Source organism: Vibrio sp. V42_P2S4T144 (assembly GCF_009904715.1).
GTDB lineage: Bacteria > Pseudomonadota > Gammaproteobacteria > Enterobacterales > Vibrionaceae > Vibrio > Vibrio alginolyticus.
This window is the reverse complement of sequence record NZ_WXWS01000507.1, coordinates 1-4,362: the sequence shown is the minus strand read 5'-3', so window position 1 is coordinate 4,362 and position 4,362 is coordinate 1. Positions and strand designations below refer to the sequence as shown.

The following is a 4,362-nucleotide window of genomic DNA, read 5'->3' as shown; positions in this document are numbered from 1 at the left end:
GTTATAAAGATTATGACTTAAAAGAGGTCAATGGTGATACCGAACTTGTTCCTGCTAAAGAAAAAGGACTAGGTCTGTTTGCTGATGACAAGCGCGTGCGTAGCGTCAAGCTCTCTGAATTATCAGATTCAGCGCGATTAGAAGCGAAAAAACCATACGCTCTGATCATCACCAAAGGTAACAAAGCATCTCGTATCCACCGTCCGGCTTATACTGATTACATCGGTATTAAGAAGTTTGATGAAAACGGTAAAGTAATAGGTGAGCATCGCTTTACTGGTTTATATACCTCCGCCGTTTACAACCAAGCGGTACAAAGTATTCCTTTGATCCGCGAAAAAGTTGACCGTATCCTTGAAGCAAGTGGATACCGTCACGGATCATACTCATACAAAGCATTGCACAATATCTTAGAAAACTACCCACGCGACGAGTTGCTTCAAGCTAATGAAGAAGAGCTGCTTGAGGTGGGAATGGGTGTTGTACAAATGCAAGATCGTGACTTGCTGCGTTTGTTTGTTCGTAAAGACCCATTTGGTCGTTTCTTCAGTTGCATGGTTTATGTCACTAAAGATCGTTACAACACAGAATTGCGTCGTCAAACTCAACGCATTCTTAAGCAGTACTTTGGTTGCGAGCAAGAGGTTGAATTTACAACGTACTTCTCAGAAAGCCCACTAGCGAGAACACATTACATTGTTCGTGTAGACAATAACAACATTGACGTAGACGTGAAAAAGATCGAGCAAAATCTAATGGAAGTTTCTACCTCTTGGGATGACAGACTAAAAGAATCCATCATTGCTAACTTTGGTGAAAGTAAAGGCCTTCCTCTTTCAAAAGAATATATGAGTGCGTTCCCTCGCTCATACAAAGAGGACATGATGCCAGGTTCTGCGGTTGCAGATATCGAGCGCTTAGAAGCGTTAAGTGATGATAATAAACTTGGCATGTTGTTCTACCGACCTCAAGAAGAGGGTGCAGATTCCAAAGCTGTCCGCTTAAAGTTATACCATCGCGATGAACCAATTCACCTTTCTGACGTAATGCCGATGTTGGAAAACCTTGGTTTGCGTGTGATTGGCGAATCGCCATATGAGATCGAGAAAAACAACGGGCAGACTTTCTGGATCCTTGACTTCTCTATGCTGCATAAGAGCGAGAAAACCGTTGACCTTCGTGAAGCTCGTGATCGTTTCCAACAAGCATTTGCTGCCATTTGGGCGGGTAATCTTGAAAGTGATGGTTTCAACCGATTGTTATTAGGTGCGTCTTTATCTGGCCGTGAGATTTCCATTCTTCGCGCTTACGCACGATACATGCGCCAAGTCGGCTTCCCATTCAGTCAGCAGTACATCGAAGACACGCTAAGCCACTACCCAGACTTAGCGACAGGTCTAGTCAAGCTGTTCACCAAGCGATTTGATCCGAAACACAAAGGCAGCGAGAAAGGCCAAAACGATCTAATTAAAAAGCTAACAGAGCAGTTGGATCGTGTAGAGAGCTTGGATGATGATCGTATTATTCGTCGTTATATTGAAATGATCATGGCGACGCTTCGTACCAACTACTACCAAGTAGACGAGAATAAGCAGCCTAAGCCTTGGTTATCTTTGAAAATGAAGCCAAGCGATATTCCTGAGATTCCGCAGCCTGTACCTGCATTCGAGATCTTTGTTTACGCACCAGATATTGAAGGTGTTCACCTTCGTGGTGGAAAAGTGGCTCGTGGTGGTTTGCGTTGGTCAGATCGTCAAGAAGACTTCCGTACGGAGATTCTTGGCTTAGTAAAAGCGCAACAGGTTAAGAACACTGTAATTGTACCAGTGGGTGCAAAAGGCGGCTTCGTTTGTAAACGCCAGCCATCTCTCACCACTCGTGATGAAATTTTTGCGGAAGGTCAGCGTTGTTACAAACGCTTTATCCGTGCACTGCTTGATGTGTCAGATAACATCATTGAAGGAGAGGTGGTACCACCACAAAACGTTGTTCGTCACGATGAAGATGACCCATATCTAGTAGTGGCTGCCGATAAAGGCACAGCAACCTTCTCAGATTTGGCAAACTCTGTTTCTGCAGAATACAACTTCTGGCTAGGTGACGCATTCGCTTCAGGTGGTTCAAACGGTTACGATCACAAAGCAATGGGAATCACCGCAAAAGGTGGTTGGGAATCTGTTAAACGTCACTTCCGTGAAATGGGCATCAACTGTCAGACCACTGATTTTACTGCAATCGGTGTAGGTGATATGGCAGGTGACGTGTTCGGTAACGGTATGCTGTTATCGAAGCATATTCGATTGCAAGCTGCGTTTAACCACATGCACATCTTTATTGATCCAAATCCAGATTCAGCCAGCAGCTGGGAAGAGCGTAACCGCTTGTTTAATTTGCCAAGATCAAGCTGGGAAGATTACAACAAAGACTTGATCTCTCAAGGTGGTGGCATCTTCTCTCGTCGATCAAAATCGATCCAGTTGACGCCAGAAATTCAGAAAATGTTAGGTACGAAGAAAGCATCTTTAGCGCCTAACGATCTGATAAAGATGATCTTGAAAATGAAAGTCGATCTTCTTTGGAACGGTGGTATCGGCACTTACGTTAAATCATCGACAGAAACTCATACAGATGTTGGTGACCGTGCTAACGACATGCTGCGCATTGACGGCCGTGACTTAAGAGCCAAAGTGGTTGGCGAAGGTGGTAACTTGGGTATGACTCAGCTTGGTCGTATCGAATACGCACTAACTGGCGGTCGAGTGAACACGGACTTCGTTGATAACGTAGGTGGCGTTGACTGTTCGGATAATGAAGTCAACATCAAGATCTTCCTCAATGGACTGGTTTCAAATGGCGATCTTACGGTTAAGCAACGTAACCAAATTCTAGAGTCTATGGAAGACGAAGTGGGTGAAATTGTCTTGGATGATGCTTACCGTCAGTCGGAGTCGATCTCTGTTACTGAACAGCAAGGTGTTGGCATTGTTAAGGAGCAAATTCGATTCATCCACACTATGGAGAAAGCAGGGTACTTGGACCGTGCTCTCGAATACATTCCTGATGATGAAACGCTAATCGAGCGTGAAAAACAGGGACTAGGTCTGACTCGCCCTGAGCTATCAGTGTTAGTTGCCTACGGTAAAATGGTACTTAAACAGCAACTTGTTACGGATGAAATCGCAAATGATGAATTCCATGCAAAACAACTTGTTGAATATTTCCCAAGTGCGTTACGACGTAACTATAAAGATCAAATGGTTAATCACCCACTGCGAGCTGAAATTATCGCTACAGCATTGGCTAACCAGATGGTTAATGAAATGGGCTGTAACTTCGTTACTCGTTTGCAAGAAGAAACTGGTGCAAGTGTTGTCGATATTGCCAATGCTTACAGTGCGGCTAGAGAAATCTTTGATTTAGAAGCAATCCTCAAGCAAACTCGCAAACTTGATAACGTTGCGACAGCGCAAGCTCAATACGAAATTATGTTTTACGTGCGCCGAGCACTGCGTCGAATTGCACGCTGGTTGCTTCGTAACCGTAGCGGCAAATGCACGGTCGGTGAGTTGATTGCTATCTACAAGCAAGATGTCAATGTTATCACTGAAACCCTAGACACTATGTTAGTTGAGTCTGAAGTTGAAGAACACAATGAGTTGGCTCAAGGTTGGATAGAGAAAGGGGTTGAAGAGAAACTCGCTCACCAAGTTGCCCGCTTATCAAGCTTACAATCTGCACTGGATATTTCATCAGTAGCAAGTGAAACAGGTAAAACGGTTGAGCAAGCATCGAAACTCTACTTTAACTTGGGTGACCGTTTATCGTTGCATTGGTTCTTGAAGCAAATTAATAGCCAAGCCGTTGATAACAACTGGCAAGCACTTGCAAGAGCGGCATTCCGTGAAGATCTGGACTGGCAACAACGTCAACTTACCGCTCAGGTACTGACTTGTGGCTGCTCAACCGAAGAGCTTGACGTGATGGCTGCGTTAGAAGATTGGATTGAAACTAACGAGCAATCGTTGCACCGCTGGGAGAGTATCTTAAACGAGTTCAAAGTTGGCTCAGTACACGAATTTGCTAAGTTCTCTGTAGCACTTCGAGAGCTAGTACTTTTAAACCTCAACTGCTCATCGAAAGAGTAGTGGAATAATCAAGTCATAAGTAAAAGCCTCGTTATTTAACGGGGCTTTTTATTATCTATTATTCACATTTGGAACGAAAATAGTTACATTGTCACATTGAGTTGAAATTAAAACAGAGTGAAATCGATTGCTTTTAAGCGGTTAGTTACGATTTTTATCGCAGAAACTTGATTGTAATTGTTTGTTTTATATTTGAAAATCTTATAAAGATATAGGT

At 43.5% G+C, this 4,362-nt stretch carries 1 protein-coding gene; it reads left to right on the top strand.

Features of this window, described 5'->3' with window-relative positions; all coding sequences use genetic code 11:
• Positions 1-4,145 (top strand): NAD-glutamate dehydrogenase domain-containing protein (locus CAG68_RS16760; protein WP_161441392.1); only part of this gene is annotated, 4,145 nt, incomplete at its 5' end.
• Positions 4,146-4,362 lie beyond the last annotated feature (217 nt).